The sequence below is a fragment of the Rickettsia helvetica genome (assembly GCF_963970025.1).
GTDB lineage: Bacteria > Pseudomonadota > Alphaproteobacteria > Rickettsiales > Rickettsiaceae > Rickettsia > Rickettsia helvetica.
In genome coordinates this window covers 953,433-980,356 of sequence record NZ_OZ018776.1, presented here as the reverse complement: position 1 = coordinate 980,356, position 26,924 = coordinate 953,433, and the positions used below count along the sequence as shown (strand labels likewise).

Sequence of the window (26,924 nt, the reverse complement as noted above, 5' to 3'; positions counted from 1 at the left end):
TCCTTTTATTCACTCGCAATGACGATTTAAGCCACACAATAATAATTAATAAAAATTAAGAAATATAAGCTATTTACTTTATAAATCAACTATTTTCTCTTAACTCCTTATGATACAACCTATAATATTCATCTTTATTTTTAAGCAATTGTGTATGAGTTCCTTGTTCACAAATCTCACCGTTTTTCATGACGATAATGTTATCAAGATCGGTAATACTGCTTAAACGATGCGTAATAATTAAAGTGGTTTTTCCTTGGCGTAATTTCTTTAAAGATTCTAGAATTTTCTGTTCGGAAGCTTGGTCCAAGCTGCTTGTTGCTTCATCCCAAATTAAAATAGGGGCATCTTTTAAGAAAGCTCTAGCAATAGATAAACGCTGACGCTGACCGCCTGAAAGAGTTGTCCCCTGCATCCCTATCTGCGTGTCGTAACCGTTCGGCAGATGCATAATAAACTCATGAGCATCTGCATATTTTGCTGCTCTAATTATTTCTTCTCTTGTAGCGTTTTCCTGACCGTATGCTATATTTGCGGCAACGCTTGTATCAAATAAATGAGTATCTTGAGTAACTAAGGAAATCTGACCTCTAAGTGAAGTAAGCTTAATATCTTTAATATCATGATTATTAATTAAAATTCTTCCTTCATTTGGATCATAAAAACGCACTAATAAATTACTAAGCGACGTCTTACCGCTACCTGAACGTCCGACAAATGCAATCATCTTATGAGGCTCTAGCTTTAAATCTATATATTTTATAGCTATTTTACTCTCAAAACTTAAAGCTAGTTTTTCAAAGGTAATTTGTGGATTATATAAATCTACTTCTTTAGCATCTTCATGATCTTTAATAAGAGGTTCGGTATCCAAAATACTAAATACCCTCTTAGCTGCTGCTATTCCTTCTTGTAAATTAATATTTAACGATACCAAACTTTTAAACGGTCTATAAGCTGCAGCAAAAGCAGCTAAAAAAGCAAAAAGAGCCCCTGGCGTACTTTGCCCCTCAAGGACTAGATTACCTCCGTACCATACCATTCCTCCTACTGCAAGACCGCTTAAACCCTCCATAATCGGTGAAACCATCGCATCTAGCGTAGATGTTTTTTTGTAGAACTCTAAAATATTATTAATAATCAACGATGCTCTATTACTTTCTATTTTTTCGCCTACAAAAGATTTAATAATCTTAATTGACTGAAATGTTTCATCAAGCCGAGAGGTATAATGCCCAAGCTCTTCTTGTGACTGTGCAAATATTCTTCTTATCTTTCTACCCATCCTTTGCACCGGATAAACAGCCAAAGGGAAAATAAGAAAAACTACGCAAGATAATAGCGGTTCTAAATGAAACATCGTTATTATTAAACATACTACAGTTAGGAAATGTTTAGCACATCCGACAAGTAAATTAGAAACAGCCCCACGCATCAAAGAAATATCATTAGTAAAACGAGATATTAAACGTCCTGAAGATTGGTTTTGAATAAAAGAAATATCGGCAAATAACAAATGCTCATACATTTTTATCTGCAAATCGTTTAGTACCCTCTGCCCAACAAATTTTATTAGATAATTCTGATAATACTCTGAAATTCCTTTTATAAAAAAAGTTACAGTAAGCACTATAGGCATTATTATAAGCATTTTCTTATCATGCGTTAAAAAAATCTTATCAATAATAGGTCTCACCGCATGTACGATCACTGCCGTACAAAGTGCTGTAATAACCATACAAAATATCGAAAAATATATTTTATTTGCGTAAGGTTTAACATGATCTTTTATCAGCCTCTTTATAACATCTGTAGCTATATAACTATCATTTAAATTATTATTATTCATTCTCGTTAAAAATATTAAATTGATGATGTGATTGATTCGGTATCGGCATTTTCAAATGCTCAAAAGCGGCAATTGTGATTACCCTACCTCTAGGAGTTCTTTGTAGTAAACCTATCTGTATAAGATAAGGCTCAATGGTTTCTTCAAGTGCGTCACGCTGTTCAGACAATGCAGCTGCGATCGTTTCAATTCCGACAGGACCGCCGTTATAATTATCCGCTATGAATTTCAAATAACGATAATCATTGCTATCAAGTCCTATGCGATCAACTTCCAAGCGATTTAACCCAAAATCAGAGATTTCTTTATCTACTCTTGATTTACCGTCAATTGCTGCAAAATCTCTTATACGACGAAGCAATCTTAATGCAATTCTTGGCGTTCCTCTACTTCTTTTAGCTATTTCTTCAGAACCCAAATCAGTCAAATCAATATCAAGTAATTTACTTGCTCTATTTAGAACTTTCTTCAATTCCTCAGTATTATAAAAATTTAGCCGCATAGGAATACCGAACCTATCACGCAAAGGATTACTAAGCAGCCCAAGCCGAGTAGTAGCCCCGATTAAGGTAAATTTCGGCAAGGTTATTTTCACTGACCTTGCGGCAGGTCCTTCACCGATAATTATATCAAGCTCAAAATCCTCCATAGCAGGATATAAAACCTCTTCAACGGAAGTATTTAGGCGATGAATTTCATCGATAAATAATACGTCGTTTTTTTCAAGATTGGTGAGAATAGCAGCAAGATCAGCTGCTTTAAGTATAGCCGGACCGGAAGTAGATTTAAAATTACCACCGATTTCGTTAGAGATAATCTTAGCAAGCGTAGTCTTACCAAGCCCGGGCGGACCGTAAAATAAAGTATGATCAAGATGCTCATTTCGAGATTTTGCAGCCTTAATAAACACGGAGAGATTTTCTTTAATTTGCGTTTGCCCGACAAATTCTTGCAAATATGATGGTCTTATCGGCAATTCTTGATCATTTTCACTTTTTTCAGGCGATAATATATTAGTCATTAATTTAAATCGAATATAATGACTAATAATAGCGGAAAAATAGTTTTATGCTATAAATTATTTTAGACTTTTATATTAGCCCTCTTCACAGAAACTAGTTACCCCTTCTCCAAGTTTATCTACGGTTTCAAAAACTTTTTCTGTATCAGTGACTCCTAAGTTTTTTAATTCTTCTTTAAGGTAATTTTTATTTAATCCTTTATATAACTTTAAATAATGACCAAATATCTCATTTGATAATATCATATTAGGATTTTCATAATAATTTTTTAAAACTTCTGCTACATCTTTTAGAGTAAGGTTATTTTCATCAGTTATTTCTGTAATTTGTGCGTTTAATGCTTGTCTATCTTGAGATTTCATTCCTATCTTATACCCTAAAATATTACATCCAATTAAGCTTTTATTCTCTTTTATAGCATCCGATAAGGCTTTCTTTGATTCCTCGCTTACTTCTGTACTTAATAAAAAATTCAATCCGGCAAGTTTAGTATTTTTAACAAATGAGGATAAGGCAGGAACATTATCATTATCATTATCAAAAAATATCCCACTTATATCTAAATCGCTTATTTTTGTTTCTTTTATATCTTCAAGTAATTTTATTAAATTTTCTTGTGTTATAGGATTTGATGAAATATCAAGAGCTTCAGTATTAGATTCTTTAAGGAATTTAATAAAATTATTTATTATTCCGTTGTCTAATCTTATATTTATATTTTGCAATTCTAAAGTTTTTATAGATTTCTTAGATAAATTATCTATTAATCTATCTAATCCCTTATCTCTTAAATAATTATGAGCTAGTTTAATATTTTCTATAGTTCCATTTACTCCTAAGGCATCTGAAAGAACATCTATTTTATTAACATCATTTAAAGCATTTATAAAACTAATGCCGGTAATTCGACATAGCGGACCTTTAAAAAATTCAGCAAATAACTTTATTGATTTTAAACTCTACGAAAAACTATCAGCTTTTAAGTACTTTGTAGTAGCATCTCCTTTTAAAGCATCAAACAAAAAAACCCATTTAAAGCATCTTCAGAAATTTTAGAGTATCCAGCAGCTGCAAATACCGGTGATTGTGGTACAAAATCAACCTCGGTAATACTTAAAGTAGTAGGGTCTTTCTTTAACTCTTTTAATATTCTTTCAGCTCCTATTTTTTCTAAATATTCTATTAACTTTAACATAAATTTATCCTATATAATTTTAGTTACTAAGATTAATATAAAATAACTATTAATTTATTAACTAAAAATTAGAATTTCGATGAGACTTCTTGCATAACGTAACTAATAAAGAGGAATTTATAAGGAGACACTTCACTGCGAACCGCAGTGTACACACTAGTATGTGAGGATTCGAGCACCGGATCGACTTATAAATTACCTTTAGAAGCAAGTTATGCAGAAAGTCTATTTTTTAGAGCTGTTTTGATTAATTCATCAATAGAGATTTCGGGATTTTGGGTAATGATGCCTTGAACGGCGTTTTGAGCTTCAAATCTAGAAAAGCCTAGATTTACTAGAGCTTTTATTACTTCATTGTTTGCGACGGGTGTAATATTCTTAATATTTAAGCTATCTTTAATAATAGCAGAGCCGCTTGATATTTTCGCTACTTTACCCTTCAGCTCTAACACTATACGCTCGGCAAGTTTAGCTCCCACTCCGGATATTGCTTTAAATATATTTTTATCTTCATTATTTATAGCAATTTGGATATCCGAAGGCGTAAGGCTTGATAAGATAGATAAAGCCATTCTTGTACCGATACCGTTTACTGATTGCAGCAAATTAAAAAAACTCTTCTCTTCTAGAGTCAGAAAACCGTAAAGATGAATATGTTCCTCTCTAACATGGGTTTCGATAAATAGTTTATAAAACTCCCCTTCGGCAAGTTTACTTAGAGTTTTACCTGAAGCATAAACAAGATACCCTACCCCGTTTACGTCAATTATAACGTAATCATCGCCTTGGGAATCAACTTTACCGCTTAATTTACCGATCATATATTTACTTTTTCTTTTTACTATATATTAAAATTAGTGTCGGTAAAGCGGTAATAATTGCTGCTAAGATGTAATGAATAACAAGCGGTCTATCCATCATATGACACTGCCCATCATTTGGAATCGTTTGAGCTAAAACCATATAAGCAACTATTATCGTCACTATTATATATAGACCAGTAAAGAACAAATATTTTATAAAATTTTTCATGTTAATCTCCTGTGAATTAACTGTGTCCATGTCAGCATTGTTGCATGGCTTGGAAAACATACTCGATGTCATTCCCGCGAAGGCAGGAATCCAGTAAAACCGTCTTAATATTGGCAAAATAAACCTAAAAAAACAAGTTTTTTGTAGGTTTTACTGGATTCCTGCCTTCGCGGGAATGACATTAAAAACTATACAAACTTATAACAACTCTGATTCTTATCACCTTTACTTATTAAAAGTTTATGCTCTAAACCATATAACAAATCCCTGCTAGCCGTTGCCGTAGAAATATTTTTATGTACATTAATATAATCTTTTCTAGAAAACCATTTATCAATTAAATTAACCTTAGCAAATTCCATTCTAGATAAAGGCGTACTTGCTTCATATGTTATATTATTACTATATAATCTTAATGCTGTAACTATTTTATCAAGCATAAACCCGATAAATAACGTCGATTCACCAAGCTTATCACACTTGTGTAAAACACTATAATACTCACTTTGATTATTTTTAATCAAACTTTCAACAGAGAGATATTCAAAAATTTTATTAACTTGCATTAGTAATAATTGCTGCCATAACCTACCGATTCGTCCGTTACCGTCTGAAAAAGGATGGATAAATTCAAACTCATAATGAAATATACAAGCTTTAACTATTCCGGAAACGTTCTTATCTTGTGCTATAAACTCAAATAAATCCTGCATTAATAAAGATACACGGCTTGCCGGAGGTGCAAAATGTATAATCTCCGTGCCTTTAAATATAGCGGCATTACCTTTACGCCACTTTCCGTTATCTTCTACTAATCCTTGCATTAATATCTCATGTGCTTTTAATAATGATTCAACCGAAAAAGGATCAAATATGGTTAAATCATTATATAATTTTATAGCATTATTTACTTCTAAAATATCTTTTTCAGGTGCAAGTACACGCTTGCCGTTTATTATATCGGTAATTTGCTCTACGCTTAAACTATTTCCTTCAATTGCTAAAGAAGAATGGATGGTTTTAATTTGATTATTTTTTCTAAGTTTTATAGGTTGAGAGTACAGCTTGCTACCGGCTAAAATACCAAGCTCATAAGAAATATCTTGTGATAACTCCAAGATTTTATTAGTTATTTGAAAAGGTGGTCTGTTATTCATTTTATGATAGTATCATATGATACTATCACTGTCTATGTTATTTGATATAATTAATAAGATTTTCTACTTCAATATCTTCTGTCACTCCGGTTTTACGGTTTTTCAGTTCAACAATATTATTTGCGGCTTTTTTAGGACCGATTATAATGTGATGAGGTGAACCTATAAGATCATGCGTTGCAAATTTACTGCCTGGACGTGCATCAGTATCGTCATATAACACTTCTATATTTTGATCTGATAGCTCTTTATAAACCCTTTCCGCAAGCTCCATGCATTTACTATCATGAATATTCAAATTAATTAGAGACACTTTAAAAGGAGCAACACTAGAAGGCCATATAATACCTTTCTCATCGCAATTTGCTTCTATGATAGCCGCCACTAACCTTGAAATACCTATGCCATAAGAACTCATTTCTACAGGAGTTAATTTACCGTGTTCGTCATTAATAAGAGCATTCATACTAACCGAATATTTTGAGCCGATATAAAAAATATGCCCGACTTCTATTCCTTTACTGCTGGTTATTTCTTGTTCAGATATAGATAATTTATTTACGTCATGTTTTTCTTCAGCTGCCGCGTACCAGCTTTTAATTTCCTCTACATCGATATCAGGATTATCTTTTAGAGTTTTAAATCTTTTATCGTAATAAATAGTACTTTCACCGGTTTCGGCAATAATATGAAACTCATGGCTTAAATTGCCGCCGATTGGACCGTTATCGGCAATAACAGGGATAGCAAACACACCTAAATCCCGAAAAGTATTGATATAAGCCTTATACATTTGATTATAGGTTTTAACAGCACTTTCTTCATTTATATCAAAAGAATAAGCATCTTTCATTAAAAATTCCCGACCTCTCATAACACCAAAACGTGGTCTGATCTCATCACGAAATTTCCATTGGATATGATAAAGATTTTTCGGCAAATCCTTATATGACTTAATATTATGACGAAAAATATCCGTAATCATATCTTCGTTAGTCGGACCGAATAGTAAAGTATTATCGTGACGATCTTGAAACTTTAGCATTTCCTTACCGTAATTATCAAAACGTCCCGATTCCATCCATAAATGTGCCGGTTGAATGCAAGGCATTAGAACTTCTAAAGCTCCTGCTTTATTCATATTTAAGCGTACTATATTCTCGATATTCTTCAGTATTTTTAAGCCGAGCGGAAACCATGTATAAATACCGGCTGCTTGCTGCCTAATCATTCCGCTTCTAAGCATTAATTTATGCGAAGTTACTTGAGCTTCACTTGGCTCTTCTTTTAAAACAGGTAAAAAATATTTTGATAATAACATAGAATTTTTTTAGTTTAATATATTTTTCCGTCATTGCGAGGAAAATTACGAAGTAATTGACGAAGCAATCTTGTGCCAAAGTCCTGAGATTGCCATGCAGCCTATGGCTGCTCGCAATGACGACTCGGCTATCCATGCAATACCATGGGTGCAAGCCACGATATGACAATCGTATTTTACCTTTTCGAGGTAAGATTCAGAAACTCATGGCGATATTTCTGCTGTTCGGCAAATATACCCGTATAATGCATGGTATTCATAGTAATATTAATATCGCTATCTTGCATAACACCCCGCATCGTCATACAGCTATGTAAAGCAGAAATCTTAACGGCAACGCCAAGCGGCTTTAAATTCTCCTGCACGCTTTCTGCTATTTGTACCGTCATTTTTTCTTGAATCTGTAATCTTCTAGCAAAAACATTTACTATTCGTGCAAGTTTACTTATGCCGATGATACAATTATCTGGAATATAAGCTATATCTACAGTACCGATAAAAGGAAGCATATGATGTTCACAGAAAGAGGTAAACTTTATATCTTTCAGTAATATAAAATCCTGAAAATTACACGTATCATAAAATTTTGTGCTTAATATTTCTGCTACATCTTTTTCATAACCGGAGAATAGTTCCCTATAGCTATTAATTACTCTATCAGGGGTTTTAAGTAGCCCTTCTCTATTCGGATCTTCGCCGATAAATTTTAGTAATGTTCTTACCGCTTCTTTAGCTTCTTCTCTAGACGGTTTTTCAAGTTTCATAAGTTTATTTGCTTTTTAAAAACATTGTTTTACCACAAATATAAACAAACATCAAGCCGCCTACTATAGCAATAAGCCCTCCTCCACCCATCATACCCATTAATAGCTTAGCAGATAGCGGCATTACGCTATTTGGATCTTTCCGCATAACTCCGTAACCACCGGCGAGTGCTAGCCCCAGTATGTGCAGAATCTGCCCGAATATTAGGAGGTAGAATGTAAAGTTTATAATATTGTCATTGCGAGGATGTACGAAGTACCGACGTGGCAATCTCAGGAATTTTTGTATCGCCTCATAAAATTGCCATGCTCCTTTTAGTCGCTCGCAATGACGTTGATACCCCACAATACTTAAATAACTATACCCCATATAAGCAATGCTAATCCCTACTATAGACCCGTGATAATGAGCAGGGATTACTACATTTATACCTGAGATATTGATTGCTATAAGCCCACCAAGTAGGAATAAAGTAATAGAGCAAAGTAAGATGGTTTTGATTACTTTGCCATCCACCATCAATGTCATTCCCGCTTTCGCGGGAATCCATTCTTTTCTATCTAGATTCCCGCTTTTGCGGGAATGACATAAAGGCACGTGGAAATAACATACCAATTCAAGCCCCATACCAACCAAACATAAAACAGGAGCAATGCCGCCTAGATATTTCATATGATGTGTGTAAAATTCTTTAAATGCTCCATCGATAATATCATAAGATATATGACCGAATACTATAAGAATACCGAAAATAACATTCAAATAAAGTAAGAATAGATAGAATCTTTGGAATTTTAATTCTCTACCTATTAACTCTCTAAATAAAATAACCCAAATAAATATTAATATTTGAGTATATATAAATTGTAGTAAATGACCTCCGCTCCAAAAAAGTAATTCATAATAAAATTCTATCTCTATAGGAATAATTTGAATAATGTTTTGCAAGCCGTTATAAGAGCATCCGAAACAAACGAAGCTTAAAATAAACATTATAATAGTCGATAATACGGTAAAATTAACTAGACTATTTAAGTTCATCCAATCAAAGAAGTATAAAATATTTATAGCATATAATAGCAGTGTAACGCCAAATAAGCTTAACCCCAAAATAAATACGATGTTTTCAAGCATCGGTATATAATTATTCATCACCGGATTATGCCCTGCTACTGGGGAAACAGCGATTAGAAGAGTAGCTAGAAAAGCGAGTTTGGGATAAAGGTGAAACACGTCATTGCGAGCGAACGTAGAGAGCATGGCAATCTCATGAAGAAGTGGAAAGTTCCTGAGATTGCCGTGTCGAGGCTTTACCTCTCCTCGCAATGACATTTCACCCCAAACACTAGCAGTGATAGATAATAACCAAATCAATACCGATAAATTAACATGAATAATTAAAGCAGATTTAAAAATATGAGGATTTGGAAAAAAATCGGCTAATTGCGGGGTACGTAGCACTACCAAAATAACCGAATATAAACCGGCAAGCCCTAAAGACATTATGCCAAGCTTAAGCCAAGCAAACATTAGGCTATTATTTTGTGATTGATTGGTAGAATTCATGATTACAGGAAAATATTAAATATAATTTACAAATAGCTCACGGTATTTAAATAAGCAATATTTTTTTATTTGTTTTAGAAATTAACATACGATATTAATAAGTCAATCAAGAGTTAATAGTTAGATATGACTAACCACCCATACATCGGTATAGGTGCTATAGTTTTTAATAGCAAAAATGAGATTTTACTAGGCAAACGTATTAGTTCTCATGGTGAATCTAGTTATGCTCCAGCCGGAGGACATTTAGAGTTTGGAGCAACATTTGAAGAATGTGCTATCCGTGAAGTTTTAGAAGCAATAAATCTGATTATTGAAAACCCACAATTTATAGTGGTGACTAACGATTTTTTTGAAAAAGAGTAAAAGCATTATGTCTCGATTTTCCTTAAAGCTCATTGTTTAAATGAACATGAATTACAGAATCTAGAACCTCATAAGGTAGAAAGCTGGCAGTGGTGTGCCCTTGATAATTTACCTTCTAACCTTTTTCTGTCTCTAAAAAGACTGATAGAGAAAAAATGTCATTTATATAAAGAAATTATTGATTAACCCAATTTATCTAATTTTAAATATCCGGATGCATATTTGTGTAAAACACTAGCAATAAGAGTTTGATAAGGCATTCCTTCTTGTGCTGCAATTCTTTTTATATGATTTAAATCGTATAACGGCAATCTAATATTAATTCTTTCCGATTTTTTAAAAAAATTAGCAGCTGCAATTTTAGCTATATTTTTTTGATTCTCTAGTTCTTTTTCAGGTAACTCTAAAAGCTCATCTTTTTCAAAATAATCTAATATTTCTTGCTCTTCCTCTGTTAATTTATATTTCTTCATAGTTTTTTACCTTTAGCTTTTATATATTCTTTTAGTAGCTTTTCTACTTGGAATAATTGTTTTTAAAAAGACTTTGTCCTCATTAATCACACACGGTACTAAATAACAATAACCATCTATTTCAACTACATATATTTTTTGATTTGGATATTTACCTTGATTAGGATGGTCCTGTATATTTAATACATAATCCTGTTCTATTAAAGCAATTACCTGTTCAAAACTTATCCCTCTTTCTTTTAACAAGGCAATATTTTTGTCTTGATTAAATTCAAAATAACACTTTTTCTGCATATACTTGACATTATGAGATTTTGCATGCCTTTTATCAATATCATCCTAACTTTAACAATTTAACATGTAAATAGATTTCGTTGTTGCGGTGGATTGAATGGTGGGTTTGAGAAGACTTGAACTTCCGACCTCACGCTTATCAGGCGTGTGCTCTAACCAGCTGAGCTACAAACCCACAATATAGAGACGTGGTGAGCTCGCCGGGATTCGAACCCGGGACTCTTTGATTAAAAGTCAAATGCTCTACCGACTGAGCTACGAGCTCTTAAATATATTGTAATTAGCAATATGAAGATCAATTTCAAAAAGAGCAAGGAGTCTATAAATCGAGGAACGCAGCATATATTAATACGCGAGTACTGCAGACTTTATTAAGACGACATAGCCAATTTTTAAAATCCATCGAATATTGAATATATTCAAAAATTATGTTTTACTTTATCGCCGAAAAAGGCTAATCTGTCAACAATTATTTTTTAATTTAAATATAGGCAGTTTATGCAGCATCAGGACGTGGCTATAATTATCCCCTCAAGGCTAAGTTCAACTAGGCTTAAACAAAAACCTTTACAGCTTATCGGCTCTATAACTTTAATCGAGCGGGTATTCAAACAAGTAAATCAAGCTAACCTTGAGCATACATACGTTGCGACCGATTCGGAAGAGATAGCAAAAATTATTAAAAAAGTCGGAGGGAAAGTAATATTTACCGATAGCAATATCCCTACCGGTACTGATCGTACTTATGAAGCTTTTAAATTCATTCCAAATAACCAAAATATTAATTACATAGTTAATGTACAGGGAGATATGCCTTTTATTGAACCTAGCTCTATTTTGACAATTATAGAATATTTAAAAAACAGCGAATACGATATTATTACACCGGTAGTAAAAGTAGATAGGGAATCAGTAGAAGCTAGTAGTAATGTTACCGTAGCGGTTGACTCGGCGGGGAAAGCATTGTATTTTTCGCGTAGTCTTATTCCAAACGGTGCAGAAGAATTTTTATATCATGTAGGCATATATGGTTTTCACAAAAACGCTTTAGAAAAATTTGTATCTCTTAAGCCAACTTTTTTAGAAAAAACAGAACGTTTAGAACAACTACGTGTCCTTGAAAACGGCATGACTATAGGTACATGTTTAGTTGAGAATATTCCTATTTCCGTAGATACGGAAGAAGACTTAAAAAAAGCAGTAAAATTTTACGAAAATATTAGTAAACTAGGTTTATAATAAATAATGGTACGTTTCATTTTTGTTACCGGCGGTGTTGTTTCATCACTCGGTAAAGGTCTAACTGCTGCATCTCTTGCTATGCTATTACAAGCGAAAGGATTTAAAGTTTGCGTACGAAAACTAGACCCTTATCTTAACGTCGACCCTGGGACTATGAATCCTCACGAACACGGGGAAGTATATGTAACGGATGACGGAGCAGAAACCGATCTAGATCTTGGACATTATGAACGTTTTACTGGAATCCCTGCATGCAAGCATGATAGCATTACAACAGGTGCGATATACTCAAAATTACTTAAAGATGAACGTTTAGGAAATTACACCGGCGTTACCGTTCAAATCATCCCGCATGTTACGAATATAATAAAAGATTTTATACTTTCAAACACCAAGGGTTTTGATTTTATTATTTGTGAAATAGGCGGTACAGTCGGTGATATTGAAGGTCTACCGTTTTTTGAAGCTATAAGGCAAATCGGTAACAACTTAAAAAGCGAAAATTGTTTATTTATTCATTTAACATTATTACCTTATGTTAAAACCGCCCGTGAATTAAAAACAAAACCTACCCAATACTCAGTTAAAGAATTACGTGCTATAGGTATTTCACCTAATATACTAGTGTGTCGTGCAGAACGTAACATTTCAAAAAGCGCAATAGATAAAATAGCTTTATTTTGTAATATAGAATCTGAGTATGTTATTCCGGCAATAGATCAAAAAAATATATATTTAGTACCTATTGCATATTACAATTCAGGTCTTGACAATAAAGTATTAAAATTTTTTAATCTTAATATTACACCGTCTAAATTAGACGAATGGCATGATATAATTGGTAGGCTAAAAGATTCTAATTCAAAAGTAAGAATCGCTATAATAGCTAAATATCATAAATTAAAAGATGCTTATAAATCAGTAATCGAGGCACTTGATCATGCAGGTATTTATTACAAATATAAAATTAATTTAGTATGGATAAATGCTGGAAATCTAACTGAAGAGAATATTAATAAAAAATTATTAGATATAGACGGGATTTTAGTACCAGGCGGATTTGGAGAACGAGCAACTGAAGGAAAAATTATAGCAATAAAATATGCCCGTACTAATAACATACCTTTTTTTGGAATATGTTTCGGTATGCAACTTGCGACGATCGAAATAGCTCAGAATTTAATCGGTATTAAAGATGCAGTCACGGAAGAATTTAAAGTAGACGGTACAAAAATTATTGAGAAAATAAATAAAAACCGTGAAGACTCAAAAATAACAATTGAAAATAGACATCTTTCCAAACTCGCTTATAGGGAGGAATTTGAAGGAGACACGGAATACAGAACCGTAGCGTATACAAACGTACGTGAGGATTTGAGTGCCGGATCGACGTACAAATTACCCCTAGAAGTAGAGTTTGGAAAGATGTCTGATGTAAAAAAGACTATGCGTCTTGGCTCTTATCCTTGTAGTTTGGTTGCAAATACCATTGCAGCTAATGCCTATAAAAGCCTTGAAATAAATGAGCGACATCGTCATAGATACAAATTTAATAATGAGTTTCAAAATATTTTTGAAAAAAACGGAGTGGTATTTAGCGGTTTTTCAAAAGATGAAGAGATTATAGAAATAATTGAACTACCGGCACTTCGTTGGTTTGTAGGAGTACAATTTCATCCGGAATTTAAATCTAAGCCGTTTGAAGCTCATCCGTTATTTATTGAATTTGTTAAGGCTGCAATTGAGTATAATAAATGTAATTAACAATAAAGTATGAGCTTATTTTAAAAAATCTTGACATAGTTTTTATTATAGTCTAGGTTGCATTAGATTTCTTTCTAAAGTCGCTTATAGGGAGGAATTTGAAGGAGACACGGAACGCAGAACCGCAGCGTACATAAAAGTACGTGAGGATTCAAGTGCCGGATCGACGTATAAATTACCCCTAGAAATAGAGTTTAGAAAGAAATCTATAAAATAAGCTCATAGGTAAATTAATGGACGCCGTGGATTCTAACTTCACAATTTGGAATAAAGCTAGAAACAGTAAATTTAGGCATATAGTATGGCCGATTAGATCGTATGAATTAACCAAATTCATCCCGATGGCTTTACTAATGTTTTTTATTCTACTTAATCAAAACTTAGTTCGTAGTATTAAAGATAGTTTTGTTATTACCTTAATTAGCTCGGAAGTATTGAGTTTTATCAAACTTTGGGGCGAAATGCCGATGGGAATTTTATTTGTTATTCTTTATTCTAAACTCTGTAATATTATGACAACAGAGCAAGTGTTTAGGATAATTACTGGTACTTTTTTATTTTTCTTCGCAATTTTTGGTTTTGTTCTATTTCCGTATAGAGATTTTTTTCATCCCGATCCTGAATTAGTCAAACATTATATAACCCTTCTTCCCCATTTAAAGTGGTTTTTAATAATCTGGGGACAATGGAGTTTGGTATTATTTTATATTATGGGAGAGTTATGGCCGGTTATAGTCTTTACTCTTTTATATTGGCAGCTTGCGAATAAAATTACTAAAGTCGAAGAAGCTCCAAGATTTTACTCGTTTTTTACTTTATTCGGACAAACTAATTTACTCATCTCAGGAACTATAATTATTTATTTTGCTAAGAGTAATCATTTCTTACTTCCTTTATTTTCTCATCTAAACGATACAAATGAAATCCTTTTAAAATCATTTATTACGGTTATTTTAATATCCGGATCAATTTGTCTGGCTCTTCATAAATTTATTGATAAATCAGTCGTAGAAGCTGACAAAAATATTAAATTTAAAAATCAAAGAACGGATATATTAAAATTAAGCTTGGTCGAAAGTGCAAAAGTAATATTAACTTCTAGATATCTCGGTTTTATTTGTCTTCTTGTAATGTCTTATTCTATGAGTATTAGCCTAATAGAAGGATTATGGATGTCAAAAGTAAAACAACTCTATCCTGCTACAAAGGATTTTATATCCTATCACGGTGAAGTGTTTTTTTGGACGGGAGTACTCACGTTAGTTAGTGCGTTTTTAGGAAGTAGTTTAATTAGAATATGCGGCTGGTTTTGGGGAGCTATTATAACACCGGTTATGATGTTTGGAGCAGGCGTTATGTTCTTTTTATTCACGGTTTTTGAAAATCACCTAGGAAATATCGTACATACTCTCGGCTATAGTTCGCCGCTTGTCGTTATAGTTTTTATCGGCGGACTTTGGCATGTACTTTCTAAATCCGTAAAATATTCACTTTTCGATGCTACTAAAGAAATGGTATATATCCCGCTTGATAGTGAAATGAAGACCAAAGGAAAAGCTGCCGTTGATGTTATGGGTACTAAAATCGGTAAATCAATAGGTGCTATTATTCAATTCATATCCTTTAGTATTTTCCCGAACGCTGTACATAATGACATAGCCGGTTTATTGATGTTTAGTTTTATTATCGTATGTCTATTATGGCTATATGGCGTGAAAGTTTTATCGCAATATTATAATAAGATGATAAAACATTAATAGTTTTATTATTGTTGTGTGGCTCGATTTTGTTGTTGTCATCTCGTGGTTTATACCTGCGTTGTTGCATTGCTTAGTTGTCATTCCTGCGAGACATTGTTGCATGGATCAATTCCATCCCTGTCATACCGCGACTTGATCGCGGTATCCAGTTAAAAATACTATATTTTAAGTTGTTTTTTGGATACCGTGGTCAAGCCACGATGTGACACCGAATGCATTTTTCGATCCCATACAACAACGCTTACGACATTGATCGCGTGGATACCAAATCATCATTGCGAGCGAACTTTAGTTCGCATGGCAATCCAGAAAACAATAATAAAAATTCTGTAAATCAGATTTTTTTCTTCCTTACTTCGTCAATTGTTATGTAATTTCCTCGCAATGACAGGAAAACCGATCCACGTAATAGTTGATCAAACTACTGTATTTTGAACATCCTCTCCTATTAATCCTTGATCAAGCAAATCAAATGCCTCATCCAAATAATTACTCACCTCGTTTTCTTGAGCTAATTCTAAATAATCTTTAATTCACTCTTGCTCTTGACAAACATTAATAAGTTTAGCTTTTAAATCATCATTCTCTTGATTTTTAATATAATCTAATATTATTTTTGAAACAATTTGATTACCATCCTTCACTTCTTCAGTTTGATATATTAACTCCTTTACTTCTCTAGCTTGTTTTATTAACTGCTTTAACTTTTGACCGTCTTTACATTGTTTTATTAAATTATCTTTTGTATAATCAGTATTATTATGCATTAAGGATTATGACCACAGTGATATAATATTTTACCCATCTGCTGCTTACTGTATACCGTAGCACTATGCTCAAGTAACATTTTGGCAATTTCAAAATTACCTGTAACCTCTAAAACAGTATCACCATTCTCATCTCGTATATTAGGATCAATACCTTTAGAAATTTTAGGCATAATTATTTTCTTTTTTTAGTTATTTTATTAAAATTCCATATTTCATGGTATTTTGTTGACTCGGCATTATATTAATCTATTTTAATAAAGTCAATGTGAGTGATTAATTTATAAAAATTAATCACTTAACAATATAATTTAAAAATTCTTTTTTCTTGAATGTATTTGTAATATAGTGATAGGCATATTTAATATTTGTAGAGGGAGTAATGAAAAAAAATCCAAAAATCTCATTAATAGGTAGCGGTAACATAGGTGGTACGCTTGCTCACTTAATTAGCCTTAGAGAAATCGGGGATATCATGTTATTTGACGTGGCTGAAGGAGTGCCGCAAGGAAAAGCACTCGATCTTATGCAAGCAGGGACGATATTAGGCTCTGATATAAAAATAAAAGGAAGTAATGACTATAAAGATATTGAAGGGTCTGATGCAATAATTATTACTGCCGGTTTACCAAGAAAACCAGGAATGAGTAGAGACGATCTCATTAGCGTTAATACCAATATTATGAAAGACATAGCACAAAATATAAAAAAATATGCTCCGAATGCTTTTGTAATAGTAATTACCAATCCGCTTGATGTTATGGTATATGTCATGCTTAAAGAAAGTGGGTTACCTCATAATAAAGTAATCGGTATGGCGGGGGTACTTGACTCATCAAGATTTAATCTTTTTCTTGCTGAAGAGTTTAAAGTATCGGTTAGCAATGTTAATAGCACGGTTCTCGGCGGTCACGGTGATGCTATGGTACCTCTTGCAAGATATTCTACAATATCAGGCGTGCCGATACCCGACCTGATAAAAATGGGCTTATCAAGTAATGAGCGTATTGAGAAAATAATCGATCGTACTAGAAACGGCGGCGGTGAGATTGTTGCATTACTTAAAACAGGCTCTGCTTATTATGCCCCCGCAGCCTCAGCAATAGAAATGCTTGAATCATATTTAAAAGATAAACGTCAAATTCTAACTTGTGCCGCTTATTTACAAGGCGAGTACGGTGTACATGATTTATATGTCGGAGTGCCTATTATTATCGGTAAAGAAGGTGTCCTAAAAGTAATAGAACTACAGTTAACCGCAGAGGAAAAAGCACTATTTGATAAATCAGTCGAGGGAGTTAAAAAACTCATTGAGACGGTGAAATAAATGATAATGATAAAATTATATTATTGAAGCACAAATGCAATAAAATTTAAAATATTGAATTAATACTGATTATTAGTATTGTTAATTTAACATAAATGGTATTACAGTTTGGTTTATTTTTATTAATAGAGGAAAATTATGAAACATAAGAATGAATTAGACCGGCTAATAAGAAATCTTTATTTAATAAAAAATACTAATTTAAATAATATTTTAGAAACAGATAAACTAGCTATAACATGTACAACTAATTTTATAGAAGCTCTAATAAACAAAATAGACCCTAGAAAACCGGGACCGTATGTTTCTCAACAACAAGCTAACTTCAAAGTAGCAAATGATAAAAATATACAGGGTGGTAAGAAAGAAATTTATTTAAAAAACCTACCTATTTAGTATTGGTAAAGTTGAAGGCTTTAAGGAAGACGAAAAAGGTAGAAAAGCAAAGACTCAACTTGATGTCCTAATATCCCCTTCAGATTTTTCAGAATTATTAAGACTAAGTAATTCATTACCGGTCACTAATGAGCAAGGGCTAGAAGTAAAGGGCAATATTAATCTATTGCAATTGATGGAAGAAGTTGTTCAGAAAGTAGGGAAAAAGAGCTTAAATATACAGCAAGATAAAAAAGTACTTACCTCACAAGAAAACGAACAAGCTATAACACACGGTCAACAAAAAGTAGAGCTTAGCCTTAAAAAAGAGATAATAAAGTTAAGGGAAGCAGTTCAAGAAACAATCAAAAATCCAACTAATAATGAAGAATTTAATAAGACATCAAAAGAAATTTTAGATTTGATTAATAATATCAACTCTCATCAACCATCTAGATTACAGGCAGCTAGAAATAAAATCCTGAGTAGTGGAGGAAGCCCTAATACTAACAAAAATAGAGGAATTTTTTCTTGAACAATATGAATGGGATAAATTTCAAGAATTAAGAGAAAGATTACAAAAAATAAAAGAACCTAGAGAAAAATTAGATGAAATGAAAAATTTTTATGATGTGATTAATTCATTAGATAAAAATATCATTCTAGGAGCAATGCAAGAGAAATAAAAAGTTCAACAAACTTCTAATCAAAAAGCACAAGAGATTATAAGAAGTAAATTTTTATACCTTGATAATGCCGGGGATTTTTCAGATGGTTTACAAAATTTATTTGAGAAGTTAAAAAATAAAGAAGAGAAAGAGGGAAAAGAACTTATAGAAGCTTCTAAAAATATACTCAGCAAAAAAGTATATCAGTAAATAAAAATTACTTCCGTAATACTAATAATTCAAGCGAATTAGATTTGCAATATAAGATGTTATTAATAGATCATGCAGATAATATCTCGCAAAATATAAAGGAGACTCTAGTCTTATATGCCGGAAGTAATAACAATAACAAGCTTGATATATTATCTGAAGAATTAGCAAATAAATTTAAAAATATATCAAATTTAATAAAGCAAAATGAATCGGTACTACAAAAAGAAACAGGTAAATATTCTCCTTCTTTAGAAACTATACCTGAAGATTCTATACCTAAGTTATCACCGGCAATAGTACATTCCTCAACAGAACTTTTTGCCAAACTAGAAAACTCATTCAATGAACTAGAACAATTCACTGATAAAATATTAAGAGCTGCTGGCAAATCGTATGTACAACAGGCAAATATTAATCCTAAATCTAATACCGTTTCTAGATCTTCTTCTATTGATTCAGGAATCGGTTCAAGCCAAGAAGAATTATCTACCACATTTGGAAAAAGTGGCTCTACTAATTTAATTGAAGCTCTTCATTTAGCACAAGCAAAAATTTTATCAAATTCAAATACAGCACAAGATAAGTTAACGGCAACAAAAGAACTACAAAAATCTATCCAACAAAAAGAAGTAAACAATGAAAGACTTACTCAAGAAGAAATAGATAATATTTATAAGACACTAGGTATATTTGAAGAAATTAAGGAATATGAAAAGAGTGAAAATTCACGTGATCCTCGTTTGTTAAATAAAAATTACTATAAGCTAACTGATCCGCGTACTGAACATAGAATACATACTTTAAACTGAGATGATACAAGTTTAGATATAATTGACGATAACTCTTTAGAATGGGATGATGAGGGAATGCCAGCTCCTTTCCAAAAATCTTATGGTGCTGGAAATGTTTTAAATAGGTTAAAAGAGGCAGTAGATGATTATATATCTGAGCTACAAAATGAAAAGCTATCTAAAGATACATCCCCAAAACAAGTTGAGGCAATAACTCATCCAATGCAGGAAGCAATATCAACTCCACCTGCTCTTTCCTGGAATACTCATCCTATATTCGGTGATACAATAAAGTTCTTAAAGAGATTTAAAGAAGAGATTGATAAATTTCCGCAAGATTATACTAAAGCCTCTACCATACCTCTATATTTAAGTAATGTTAATAGAAATTTAGGAAGAAGTGACTTTTTAGCAAGTATGGTATCGACTTCTCAAAAAGATGAGAAAATTAATAATATATTAGATAAGCTTCAAAAAATTTCTACTAATTGCAGTAAGATAAGTAATAGTGATGATAAGTTTAATAAAGAGATTAAAGAATCTTTTGTAGAAATTAATAACACATTAAAAAATATAATAGAATATAAAGGACCTGAAATAGAATATTTAAATTCCAATATAGAAAAAGTTCAAAAGAGTTTATCTCGTTTAGAATCTTTTACTTATGAATTATCTAAAAAGACGACTCCGAAACACACTAAGCAATCAACCCAAGATCAACCTACAATATCTACAGGAGCAGTTACCGGTATAAAAGATAGAATAGCAAAATTTGAAGCAGACTCTGACAGCAAAATTAAAAAATACTGGACAGAAGAAAAGAAATAGACTGTAGAAAAACAACATGAAAATACTCAATCTGACTATATAACTCCTAAGAAAAATTTTGAGTTTGAAAATCGAGGTAAAGAAATTTAAAGAGAATAGCACCAAAAATTTAATAAACAAATTTGAAAAAGGCTTTGATAGTAAAATAACAAGATACTGGACCTCACCTGAGGAATGGGATAAATGGGAGGAAGAAACACAGAAAGGTACAGGGAAAGAGAATGAATTAATAAGACCTCGTATAAAATTTGCAATAGAACATTCTAAACATACTCAATCTAAAGAGCCTATATATAATCCAACTCCTGAAAAATTGAATATTAACAAAATAACTCACGATTTAAAGCTAAAAGGTAATATAAAAAACTTAAAAGACAAATTTGAAAACTTAGCAAAAGAAGCGAAGCAAATTGGAACACAGGCACAGCAAAGATCCAAATCTTCAAGTAGTTCTAGCATAAAACCTACAGGTCGCAGTAAAGACGGAAGAAACATCTAAAAGGCAATTGATGTCATTCTTGCTTTTGCGAGGTGTTGTTACATGGATCCTGTTATGTCATTCCCGCGTGGCATTGTTGCGTGGATCGATTTTTCCGTCATTGCGAGAAGAAACTACAAGTTTCGACGCGGGAATCCAGTAAAATATATAAAAAACTAGTTTTTTATATATTTATTTTACCACATATGTAGTTTTTATAGTAATATTAAGGTTATTTTTCTGGATCCCTGCTTTCGCGGGGATGACATAGAGCACATTTTTCGATCCAGGCAACACAACCCTTTTACAAGGATGACATCCTACGTAAAACCAACACTGTACTAATTAATATTATAAGCAAAAATATGAAAAAGCTTAAAGTTAGAGATAGTGACTTAAAATTTTGCCACAACAACATACTAAAGAAAGGAGTAGTTGAGGATAGAATAATACCTCCAAAAGAATGTGATAGACTATAAAGCCTCATTTTAACATTAGTCTTAAACAAAGATTGAACAATAATTTGTAGCGGTACTGCATAAAATGCTGCAAGCCCTATTAATATAACGGGACAGAGAATATTAAATATTTGTTTGTATAACATTATTTGCATTCCTAAAGCAACAATAATGCTAGCAAATAAAGCCCACGTAATCTGTCTTAAAGGGTTTATTTTATCGGCAAGCAGCCCTGCAAAAACGGCTGATATTCCATAGGTAGTAGTAAGAGCTATATTCATAAACCTTATTTCAGGATGATTTATAAAAGCTATTTTTGTTAAAAAAACTCCCAAGAAAATTACTAAAAAGTGATACACTCCTCCAATAGCACCGTTTACTAATAATGCTATTATAAAGGATAGTTTATTATCTTTTATAATTTGTTGCACGGTACTTTTTGATGACGTTCTTAAAAACTCGCTACTCTCTTTAAAAAAATTTCTCATCAAAATAGCAAATAAACCAAATATTGCACCGATAAAGAAATTAAAACGCCATAAATATCCGATACTAGAATTACTAGCATAATAATAAGCTATAGCCGCAAGTAATGCACCTATTTGGCTACAGCACGACACTATTCCTATATTTAAATTTTTTTGATTATCTCCTGTTTTTTCAGCTACATAAACCTTTATTCCGTCAACTTCTCCGGCAAGGCTTGCTAAAAAAACCATTCGACATAATGTGAGTATTACCGTAGCAAAAATACCTATCATCTCAAAGGAAGGAGTAATAGCAATTAATCCGGTAGAAATGCTACTTATGAACATTGATATCTTGATAGATTTAGTACGTCCGTATTTATCTCCGATAAATCCAAAAATTAAAGACCCTAAAGGTCGTACTATAACGGCTGTACTAAGAATGGCAAAAAAACCGAGTAGTTGTTTATCCTGCTCTATATTAGGTAAGAAATTTTGTGCAAGAATACTAGCCGATAAACCGAATAGAGCATAATCATAATAACGGATAATCGTTGTAAAAAATGCAACTAAAAAAGCTGAATTAGACATATAATATTTTCTTCCAATGATAACAATATTAGGTTCAATATAGAAATATTTTATTTATTTTACTATTGTAGTTTTAATTATAATATTTTATATTTGGTATATATTTAATTTTTAACTATTTTAAAAATATACACTTAGAATATAAAGTTACTATATCTGAAAATGGCAGAATAAATATTCCTGCAAAAATTCGTGATCAATTACATCTTTCTTCAGGAGATCAGTTAATGCTAACACTTGATAAAGAATTAACATTGATTCCTATAAAAAATAAAATTAAAGAATTTCAAGCATTAGTAAAATCTAGAAATAAAGATAACATATCATTAGTTGACTCTTTAATTGAATCAAGAAGAAAGGAATTTAATAATGAATAAATATATTTTAGATTCATCTGCTTTACTTGCATTATTTAACTCAGAAATCGGTAGTGACAAGGTCGAAGAATTATTACCGTTATCTATTATGTCTACAGTAAATATAGCAGAGGTAGTAGCAGAACTAGATAAAAAATTGAACATATCTTTTATTCAAAGTAAAGAAATGATCTTAGCTTCAATAAATAAAATTGTAGCTTTAGATTTTGATCAAGCTATAGAAATTAGACGCTTAAAGAAAGAAACAGAACAATTTGGTTTATCTCTTGGCAACAGAGCTTGCATTAGTCTAGGATTAATTACAGGCTATCCTATATATACTGCAGATAAAATTTGGGCTAAACTGCAATTAAATTGTAAAATCGTTCTAATTCGCTAGGCTCTATGAAGATTTCTAATTGATTTGCTATTTTGAGGTATTTTTTAACGAAAATTAATAAGATTTTTGAAGGAATAGCTACTCCTATCTCAAAAAAATCTTATAATTTGCAGCAAAAAATAACCAAAATTAAATCTTTTTAGAAATCTTCATAGAGCCTAATAGCTCATTTTATGATCAAATTTGAAAAAAGAGCCATTATGATACTATAATAATTACCTTCCTCTGCCTGTCTCTATTTTTTCTCTTCGTGCTTTCATAGCTTTTGCTAGTTCTTCTTTATGCTTATCCCCTCCTTGAGGCATTTGTTTACCAATATCTTTCGCCTCTTTTTTTATAGTCTTTGGAATTGATATAGGTGGGGGAATAGGGATACCAATTCCAGGCATTGGAGGCGGCATCGGTATAGTACCGCTAGACATAGTTGGAGTATTTTTTGAAGATTGATTAACAGCTTCTGCTTGCTGCTGTTTTATCTTCTCTTCTTTCATACGTTTTATAGCTACTAATGTTTCCTTGTTGCTGTAAATCTGCAGCTGTCGGTTCTCTTTTTGTAGGAGTTAAGCGTTTATTTTTATTATCAAACTTTTTTATAGCTTTCAATCGGTTATTAATAGATTCCAATTCTGCAACAATTTTCCATCTTTCTTCTCTAGTAATATTAGAATCGGCTTTTTTTACTTCAAGCTCTGTTTTTCTTTGTTCTAATTTTTTCTGTGTTTGCTTTAATTCTTCTAAACGTTTTGCATGATTATCTATTTTTTCTTCTGTAACCTTTGTTTGCTGCTCGGAAGAATCCTTTACTTGTCTGCTTTGAACCTTTTTCTTTAACTCTTCATCAAAAGAAAGCTGTTTATTTTGAGTAGATTTTCCTAAATCAGAATGTATTAGATCTTCAAAATTTTCTCTAGAAGCTAGCGGTTTTTTAGTGGTATCAGGTATTTGAGGCTCATGTTTTCATAAATCTTTTGTAATTTCTTGTACATTTTTATGAAGTTCTGTAATCGAAGCCACTTTACCTCTCACAAGTTAATTGATTTTAAAGATATAGTAATTAAACCTCTTTTATAGCTTCAACGCAAGCAAAAGTTGCTATTTTTAGTATTTCATTAGCTGTTGCTGTAGCTTGAAGTATTTGAACGGGTTTTTCAAAACCGTTTGTTATAGGACCTATAAAGCTGTTTGATGAAAATTCTTGTAATAATTCAGTAGAAATAGCAGCTGAATTTAAACCAGGCATAATTAATACATTTGCAGATCCTGATAATCTACAAAATTTATATAATTTACGTAAATCACCGTCTAAAGCCACCTTAACCGACATCTCTCCGTCATATTCAAAATCTACTTTCATGCCGCTCAGCCCTTCTGTATCTTCGCTAAAATTATCTAGTATATTTACTGCTTCACGAATACGAGCTGTTTTTTCCTTAGAAGAATTACCGAATGTTGAAAAAGAAAGAAGTGCAACACGAGGAGTGATTCCCATATTTTTAGCAATTTCTGCAGTTTGGGTTGCTATTTGTGCAAGTTCCCAGCTGTTTGGATATTCGGTAATACAATTATCGGCAATAATAATATTATTATCTTTAGCAATCATAATTGAATAGCCAAGGATTCTACGATTAGGTTTTGGTGAAATTACTTTCATGATATCTTCTAAACTATCGATATAACTTTTCGTAACACCGGTTAAAAGAGCATCACCGTCACCGCATGCTACCATACAAGCAGCAAAAATATTCTTATCAGTTTTAACAAGTTTAGCACAATCACGATATAAATAACCTTTTCTCTGAAGTCTTTTATATAAATAATCAACATATTTCTCTAGGCTATCACTTAGAGCGGCATTCATTATTTGAATTCCGTCTAAGCTAATATCTTGACCTATCTTTTTTAACGTAGCCTCAATTCGTTCAACACGGCCAATTATAATCGGATGACCATATTTCTCGTCTCGCATCATAAGAGCGGCAGAAATTACTTCTTCTTCTTCACCTTCAGCAAAAACAATCCGTTTAAGCGGTGCATTATGAATTTTTTCAGCTAAGAAATTCATATAGTTAGCAGTAGGGTTTAATCTGCTACCTAATTCTTTCTTATATTTACCTATATTAAAATCTTTAACCCTAGCAACGCCGCTTTCTATTGCAGCAACGGCAACCGCCGCTGCTACTATGGTAATTAAACGAGGATCAAACGGTACGGGAATGATATATTCCTTACCAAAAACCATCTTACGCCCTGAGTAAGCTTTATACACCTCTTCCGGTACAGGTCTACGGGCTAAATCTGCAATAGCTTTTGCTGCAGCTATTTTCATTTCCGTATTAATAGTCTTAGCTCTTATGTCTAATGCTCCTCTAAAAATATAAGGAAATCCTATAACATTATTAATCTGATTATTATAATCAGATCGCCCTGTTGCTATAATCGCATCATCTCGCACAAGTTTTATATCTTCCGGAGTAATTTCCGGATCAGGGTTAGCCATAGCAAAAATAATCGGATTATTTGCCATTTGACTCACCATATCTTTAGTTACTGCTCCTTTTACCGATAACCCTATAAATACATCAGCATTATTTAAGCTTTCCGCTAAAGTCCTAAACTTGGTATCGCTTGCATATAGCTCTTTCCATTTATTCATACCTTCTAGGCGTCCTTTGTAAACAACACCTTTAGTATCACATAAAATAATCTTTGATTTATCGGCTCCAAGAGCAATTAATAAATCAATGCAAGCAATAGCTGCTGCACCTGCTCCGTTAACTACGATTTTTAGATCTTCAAGCTTGCGATTAGTAAGATACGCAGCATTTATTAGCCCTGCGGCGGTAATAATCGCCGTTCCATGCTGATCGTCATGAAAGACCGGTATATCCATTAAAGATTTTAATTTTTCTTCTATAATAAAACATTCTGGAGCTTTAATATCTTCAAGATTAATACCCCCAAAACTATAACTGAGATACTTCACGGCATTAATAAATTCTTCAGGATCTTCCGTATTCACTTCCAGGTCAATTGCATCAATATCGGCAAATTTTTTGAATAGTACGGCTTTACCTTCCATCACCGGTTTTGAAGCGGCAGCTCCTAAATTACCAAGCCCAAGTACGGCAGTACCGTTAGAGATTACGGCAACTAAATTACCGTAAGCAGTATATTTATATATATCCTCTAAATTTTTAGCAATTTCAAGGCAAGGAGCAGCTACGCCTGGGGAATACGCAAGCGATAAATCTTGCTGAGTAACTAAAGACTTTGTTGCAGAAATAGCGATCTTACCAGGCTTATCTTTTTCATGATATTTAAGGGCCTCAGCATAATTTATTTTATTCATTTCATCCATTTTAGAAATTCCTGTTTTTTTTGTTAATAATGTCATCCCGC

General features: G+C 32.4%; 28 protein-coding genes, 2 tRNA genes and 6 pseudogenes. 15 read left to right on the top strand and 21 right to left on the bottom strand.

Going from position 1 to position 26,924, the window contains the following annotated elements; translation table 11 throughout:
* Positions 1-85 precede the first annotated feature (85 nt).
* The 4 genes from AB1146_RS05885 to AB1146_RS05870 form a co-directional block, all read right to left on the bottom strand.
* Positions 86-1,849 (bottom strand): ABC transporter ATP-binding protein, encoded by a 1,764-nt coding sequence (locus AB1146_RS05885; RefSeq protein ID WP_010423260.1) that lies wholly within the window; start codon positions 1,847-1,849, stop codon positions 86-88.
* Entirely contained in the window at positions 1,842-2,870 is a 1,029-nt protein-coding gene (ruvB, locus tag AB1146_RS05880) for a Holliday junction branch migration DNA helicase RuvB (RefSeq protein WP_010423262.1), read from the bottom strand. The genes AB1146_RS05885 and ruvB overlap by 8 nt, the downstream gene beginning before the upstream one ends.
* Positions 2,871-2,945: 75 nt before the next feature.
* Positions 2,946-3,233, bottom strand: coding sequence for a hypothetical protein (locus AB1146_RS05875; RefSeq protein ID WP_029374859.1), 288 nt, complete (start codon positions 3,231-3,233; stop codon positions 2,946-2,948).
* A 644-nt stretch (positions 3,234-3,877) separates the two neighbouring features.
* Positions 3,878-4,066, bottom strand: a complete 189-nt coding sequence (locus AB1146_RS05870) for a hypothetical protein (protein ID WP_010423265.1) — start codon at positions 4,064-4,066, stop codon at positions 3,878-3,880.
* A gap of 101 nt (positions 4,067-4,167) precedes the next feature.
* On the opposite strand from AB1146_RS05870, the pseudogene AB1146_RS08605 reads away from it, so the two are divergent.
* Positions 4,168-4,300: pseudogene (locus AB1146_RS08605) on the top strand (palindromic element RPE1 domain-containing protein); the annotation flags it as partial.
* Here the strand turns inward: AB1146_RS08605 and ruvA are convergent.
* The 7 genes and pseudogenes from ruvA to AB1146_RS08595 form a co-directional block, all read right to left on the bottom strand.
* Complete coding sequence (gene ruvA, locus AB1146_RS05865) at positions 4,279-4,887, bottom strand: Holliday junction branch migration protein RuvA (RefSeq protein WP_010423267.1); 609 nt, start codon at positions 4,885-4,887, stop codon at positions 4,279-4,281. The pseudogene AB1146_RS08605 and the gene ruvA sit on opposite strands and share 22 nt — an antisense overlap.
* Before the next feature lie 4 nt (positions 4,888-4,891).
* Positions 4,892-5,098, bottom strand: coding sequence for a hypothetical protein (locus AB1146_RS05860; protein WP_010423269.1), 207 nt, complete (start codon positions 5,096-5,098; stop codon positions 4,892-4,894).
* A gap of 188 nt (positions 5,099-5,286) precedes the next feature.
* Complete coding sequence (locus tag AB1146_RS05855) at positions 5,287-6,255, bottom strand: Fic family protein (protein ID WP_010423270.1); 969 nt, start codon at positions 6,253-6,255, stop codon at positions 5,287-5,289.
* A gap of 37 nt (positions 6,256-6,292) precedes the next feature.
* Complete coding sequence (gene proS, locus AB1146_RS05850; RefSeq protein WP_010423272.1) at positions 6,293-7,576, bottom strand: proline--tRNA ligase; 1,284 nt, start codon at positions 7,574-7,576, stop codon at positions 6,293-6,295.
* Between the two features lie 176 nt (positions 7,577-7,752).
* Entirely contained in the window at positions 7,753-8,340 is a 588-nt protein-coding gene (gene folE, locus AB1146_RS05845) for a GTP cyclohydrolase I FolE (protein WP_010423274.1), read from the bottom strand.
* A gap of 4 nt (positions 8,341-8,344) precedes the next feature.
* Positions 8,345-8,848, bottom strand: a pseudogene (locus AB1146_RS08600) (hypothetical protein); the annotation flags it as partial.
* Positions 8,849-8,940: 92 nt separating this feature from the next.
* Positions 8,941-9,907, bottom strand: a pseudogene (locus AB1146_RS08595) (hypothetical protein); the annotation flags it as partial.
* 126 nt (positions 9,908-10,033) lie between these two features.
* Here AB1146_RS08595 and AB1146_RS05835 point away from each other — a divergent pair.
* A pseudogene (locus AB1146_RS05835) lies at positions 10,034-10,360 on the top strand (nucleotide triphosphate diphosphatase NUDT15); the annotation flags it as partial.
* Positions 10,361-10,455: 95 nt separating this feature from the next.
* On the opposite strand, the gene AB1146_RS05830 reads toward AB1146_RS05835, so the two are convergent.
* The 4 genes from AB1146_RS05830 to AB1146_RS05815 form a co-directional block, all read right to left on the bottom strand.
* Positions 10,456-10,746, bottom strand: coding sequence for a CopG family antitoxin (locus AB1146_RS05830; RefSeq protein WP_010423277.1), 291 nt, complete (start codon positions 10,744-10,746; stop codon positions 10,456-10,458).
* Positions 10,747-10,758: 12 nt separating this feature from the next.
* Complete coding sequence (locus AB1146_RS05825; RefSeq protein ID WP_010423278.1) at positions 10,759-11,040, bottom strand: BrnT family toxin; 282 nt, start codon at positions 11,038-11,040, stop codon at positions 10,759-10,761.
* 98 nt (positions 11,041-11,138) lie between these two features.
* Positions 11,139-11,215 (bottom strand) — tRNA-Ile (locus AB1146_RS05820).
* Between the two features lie 14 nt (positions 11,216-11,229).
* Positions 11,230-11,305, bottom strand: a tRNA-Lys gene (locus AB1146_RS05815).
* Between the two features lie 233 nt (positions 11,306-11,538).
* On the opposite strand from AB1146_RS05815, the gene AB1146_RS05810 reads away from it, so the two are divergent.
* From AB1146_RS05810 to tlc2, 4 genes are all read left to right on the top strand, one after another.
* Positions 11,539-12,279 (top strand): 3-deoxy-manno-octulosonate cytidylyltransferase, encoded by a 741-nt coding sequence (locus tag AB1146_RS05810; RefSeq protein ID WP_010423279.1) that lies wholly within the window; start codon positions 11,539-11,541, stop codon positions 12,277-12,279.
* A 6-nt stretch (positions 12,280-12,285) separates the two neighbouring features.
* The gene (locus AB1146_RS05805) at positions 12,286-14,046 is read left to right on the top strand and encodes a CTP synthase (protein ID WP_010423280.1); all 1,761 of its coding nucleotides are present in this window, start codon (positions 12,286-12,288) and stop codon (positions 14,044-14,046) included.
* Between the two features lie 61 nt (positions 14,047-14,107).
* Positions 14,108-14,263, top strand: coding sequence for a palindromic element RPE1 domain-containing protein (locus AB1146_RS05800; protein WP_083831858.1), 156 nt, complete (start codon positions 14,108-14,110; stop codon positions 14,261-14,263).
* 16 nt (positions 14,264-14,279) lie between these two features.
* Positions 14,280-15,803, top strand: coding sequence for a nucleotide exchange transporter Tlc2 (gene tlc2, locus AB1146_RS05795; RefSeq protein ID WP_010423282.1), 1,524 nt, complete (start codon positions 14,280-14,282; stop codon positions 15,801-15,803).
* A gap of 536 nt (positions 15,804-16,339) precedes the next feature.
* On the opposite strand, the gene AB1146_RS05785 is transcribed toward tlc2, so the two are convergent.
* Together AB1146_RS05785 and AB1146_RS05780 are read right to left on the bottom strand one after the other, a co-directional pair.
* On the bottom strand, positions 16,340-16,573 hold the full coding sequence (locus AB1146_RS05785; protein WP_010423284.1) for a hypothetical protein: 234 nt from the start codon (positions 16,571-16,573) through the stop codon (positions 16,340-16,342).
* Positions 16,573-16,787 (bottom strand): annotated as a pseudogene (locus AB1146_RS05780) (hypothetical protein). The gene AB1146_RS05785 and the pseudogene AB1146_RS05780 overlap by 1 nt, the downstream one beginning before the upstream one ends.
* 168 nt (positions 16,788-16,955) lie before the next feature.
* On the opposite strand from AB1146_RS05780, the gene mdh reads away from it, so the two are divergent.
* The 7 genes and pseudogenes from mdh to AB1146_RS05745 all read left to right on the top strand — a co-directional run bounded on the left by mdh (position 16,956) and on the right by AB1146_RS05745 (position 21,274).
* Complete coding sequence (gene mdh, locus AB1146_RS05775; protein ID WP_010423288.1) at positions 16,956-17,900, top strand: malate dehydrogenase; 945 nt, start codon at positions 16,956-16,958, stop codon at positions 17,898-17,900.
* Between the two features lie 138 nt (positions 17,901-18,038).
* On the top strand, positions 18,039-18,296 hold the full coding sequence (locus AB1146_RS05770; RefSeq protein WP_010423290.1) for a hypothetical protein: 258 nt from the start codon (positions 18,039-18,041) through the stop codon (positions 18,294-18,296).
* 175 nt (positions 18,297-18,471) lie between these two features.
* Positions 18,472-18,810, top strand: coding sequence for a hypothetical protein (locus tag AB1146_RS05765; protein WP_198005289.1), 339 nt, complete (start codon positions 18,472-18,474; stop codon positions 18,808-18,810).
* Positions 18,764-18,961 (top strand): hypothetical protein, encoded by a 198-nt coding sequence (locus AB1146_RS05760; RefSeq protein ID WP_232203618.1) that lies wholly within the window; start codon positions 18,764-18,766, stop codon positions 18,959-18,961. The genes AB1146_RS05765 and AB1146_RS05760 overlap by 47 nt, the downstream gene beginning before the upstream one ends.
* 248 nt (positions 18,962-19,209) lie before the next feature.
* A complete protein-coding gene (locus tag AB1146_RS05755; RefSeq protein WP_232203619.1) occupies positions 19,210-19,965 on the top strand; it encodes a hypothetical protein in 756 nt (251 codons plus the stop codon).
* 600 nt (positions 19,966-20,565) lie between these two features.
* Positions 20,566-20,944: pseudogene (locus tag AB1146_RS05750) on the top strand (hypothetical protein); the annotation flags it as partial.
* Between the two features lie 144 nt (positions 20,945-21,088).
* The gene (locus tag AB1146_RS05745; RefSeq protein WP_029374860.1) at positions 21,089-21,274 is read left to right on the top strand and encodes a hypothetical protein; all 186 of its coding nucleotides are present in this window, start codon (positions 21,089-21,091) and stop codon (positions 21,272-21,274) included.
* A gap of 283 nt (positions 21,275-21,557) precedes the next feature.
* On the opposite strand, the gene AB1146_RS05740 is transcribed toward AB1146_RS05745, so the two are convergent.
* Entirely contained in the window at positions 21,558-22,769 is a 1,212-nt protein-coding gene (locus tag AB1146_RS05740) for an MFS transporter (RefSeq protein WP_010423292.1), read from the bottom strand.
* Between the two features lie 128 nt (positions 22,770-22,897).
* Here AB1146_RS05740 and AB1146_RS05735 point away from each other — a divergent pair, with 128 nt between their 5' ends.
* Together AB1146_RS05735 and AB1146_RS05730 are read left to right on the top strand one after the other, a co-directional pair.
* The gene (locus AB1146_RS05735; RefSeq protein ID WP_029374807.1) at positions 22,898-23,146 is read left to right on the top strand and encodes an AbrB/MazE/SpoVT family DNA-binding domain-containing protein; all 249 of its coding nucleotides are present in this window, start codon (positions 22,898-22,900) and stop codon (positions 23,144-23,146) included.
* Positions 23,139-23,525 carry a type II toxin-antitoxin system VapC family toxin gene (locus AB1146_RS05730; protein WP_010423296.1) on the top strand — a complete coding sequence of 129 codons (387 nt, stop codon included), beginning with the start codon at positions 23,139-23,141 and terminating at the stop codon, positions 23,523-23,525. Before AB1146_RS05735 ends, AB1146_RS05730 begins: the two co-directional genes overlap by 8 nt.
* Positions 23,526-23,740: 215 nt before the next feature.
* On the opposite strand, the gene AB1146_RS05725 is transcribed toward AB1146_RS05730, so the two are convergent.
* The 3 genes from AB1146_RS05725 to AB1146_RS05715 all read right to left on the bottom strand — a co-directional run bounded on the left by AB1146_RS05725 (position 23,741) and on the right by AB1146_RS05715 (position 26,883).
* Positions 23,741-24,016, bottom strand: coding sequence for a hypothetical protein (locus AB1146_RS05725; RefSeq protein WP_010423297.1), 276 nt, complete (start codon positions 24,014-24,016; stop codon positions 23,741-23,743).
* Entirely contained in the window at positions 23,973-24,128 is a 156-nt protein-coding gene (locus AB1146_RS05720) for a hypothetical protein (RefSeq protein ID WP_355403723.1), read from the bottom strand. The genes AB1146_RS05725 and AB1146_RS05720 overlap by 44 nt, the downstream gene beginning before the upstream one ends.
* A 451-nt stretch (positions 24,129-24,579) precedes the next feature.
* Complete coding sequence (locus tag AB1146_RS05715) at positions 24,580-26,883, bottom strand: NADP-dependent malic enzyme (RefSeq protein WP_010423298.1); 2,304 nt, start codon at positions 26,881-26,883, stop codon at positions 24,580-24,582.
* Positions 26,884-26,924: the final 41 nt, after the last annotated feature.

Coding starts and splice junctions, on each gene's coding strand:
- mdh (WP_010423288.1), top strand. CDS start 16,956: ATGAAAAAAAATCCAAAAATCTCATTAATAGGTAGCGGTAACATAGGT.
- AB1146_RS05785 (WP_010423284.1), bottom strand. CDS start 16,573: ATGCATAATAATACTGATTATACAAAAGATAATTTAATAAAACAATGT.
- AB1146_RS05875 (WP_029374859.1), bottom strand. CDS start 3,233: ATGAAATCTCAAGATAGACAAGCATTAAACGCACAAATTACAGAAATA.
- AB1146_RS05870 (WP_010423265.1), bottom strand. CDS start 4,066: ATGTTAAAGTTAATAGAATATTTAGAAAAAATAGGAGCTGAAAGAATA.
- AB1146_RS05725 (WP_010423297.1), bottom strand. CDS start 24,016: ATGAAAGAAGAGAAGATAAAACAGCAGCAAGCAGAAGCTGTTAATCAA.
- ruvA (WP_010423267.1), bottom strand. CDS start 4,887: ATGATCGGTAAATTAAGCGGTAAAGTTGATTCCCAAGGCGATGATTAC.
- AB1146_RS05830 (WP_010423277.1), bottom strand. CDS start 10,746: ATGAAGAAATATAAATTAACAGAGGAAGAGCAAGAAATATTAGATTAT.
- ruvB (WP_010423262.1), bottom strand. CDS start 2,870: ATGACTAATATATTATCGCCTGAAAAAAGTGAAAATGATCAAGAATTG.
- folE (WP_010423274.1), bottom strand. CDS start 8,340: ATGAAACTTGAAAAACCGTCTAGAGAAGAAGCTAAAGAAGCGGTAAGA.
- AB1146_RS05755 (WP_232203619.1), top strand. CDS start 19,210: ATGTTATTAATAGATCATGCAGATAATATCTCGCAAAATATAAAGGAG.
- AB1146_RS05770 (WP_010423290.1), top strand. CDS start 18,039: ATGAAACATAAGAATGAATTAGACCGGCTAATAAGAAATCTTTATTTA.
- AB1146_RS05825 (WP_010423278.1), bottom strand. CDS start 11,040: ATGCAGAAAAAGTGTTATTTTGAATTTAATCAAGACAAAAATATTGCC.
- proS (WP_010423272.1), bottom strand. CDS start 7,576: ATGTTATTATCAAAATATTTTTTACCTGTTTTAAAAGAAGAGCCAAGT.
- AB1146_RS05810 (WP_010423279.1), top strand. CDS start 11,539: ATGCAGCATCAGGACGTGGCTATAATTATCCCCTCAAGGCTAAGTTCA.
- AB1146_RS05730 (WP_010423296.1), top strand. CDS start 23,139: ATGAATAAATATATTTTAGATTCATCTGCTTTACTTGCATTATTTAAC.
- AB1146_RS05765 (WP_198005289.1), top strand. CDS start 18,472: ATGGAAGAAGTTGTTCAGAAAGTAGGGAAAAAGAGCTTAAATATACAG.
- AB1146_RS05715 (WP_010423298.1), bottom strand. CDS start 26,883: ATGGATGAAATGAATAAAATAAATTATGCTGAGGCCCTTAAATATCAT.
- AB1146_RS05855 (WP_010423270.1), bottom strand. CDS start 6,255: ATGAATAACAGACCACCTTTTCAAATAACTAATAAAATCTTGGAGTTA.
- AB1146_RS05805 (WP_010423280.1), top strand. CDS start 12,286: ATGGTACGTTTCATTTTTGTTACCGGCGGTGTTGTTTCATCACTCGGT.
- AB1146_RS05740 (WP_010423292.1), bottom strand. CDS start 22,769: ATGTCTAATTCAGCTTTTTTAGTTGCATTTTTTACAACGATTATCCGT.
- AB1146_RS05885 (WP_010423260.1), bottom strand. CDS start 1,849: ATGAATAATAATAATTTAAATGATAGTTATATAGCTACAGATGTTATA.
- tlc2 (WP_010423282.1), top strand. CDS start 14,280: ATGGACGCCGTGGATTCTAACTTCACAATTTGGAATAAAGCTAGAAAC.
- AB1146_RS05860 (WP_010423269.1), bottom strand. CDS start 5,098: ATGAAAAATTTTATAAAATATTTGTTCTTTACTGGTCTATATATAATA.